We start from the raw sequence: 252 nt of genomic DNA, 5'->3' as shown, positions 1-252 counted from the left end.
AGCATTGCCGCGGAAGCCGATGAAGCCGCGCAGAGCGCCGAGCTCGGTGTCTGTGCGAGTATCAACTTCGAACTGAGCGCGCGTGAATGCGTCCCAGTCAGAGGTGCCGCCGTTCGAGGTGCCAGCAGTCGTGCCGTCACCGCGCTGGAAATTGGTCTGGAAACGAACGTAGCCGCCGAACTTCAGGCAGGTTTCCGTACCAGGAATGTAGAAGAAGCCTGCGCCGAAAGCGTCGCAAACGCGAACGTATTC

At 60.3% G+C, this 252-nt stretch carries 1 protein-coding gene; it reads right to left on the bottom strand.

Going from position 1 to position 252, the window contains the following annotated elements:
- The coding region (locus PVA19_RS22325) for a porin (protein ID WP_274104282.1) at positions 1-252 on the bottom strand (252 nt) is incomplete at both ends.

Origin of the sequence: Agrobacterium sp. CNPSo 3708, from assembly GCF_028674915.1 — a bacterium.
Taxonomy (GTDB): Bacteria; Pseudomonadota; Alphaproteobacteria; order Rhizobiales; family Rhizobiaceae; genus Agrobacterium; species Agrobacterium cavarae.
This window is presented reverse-complemented; position numbering and strand designations above follow the sequence as displayed.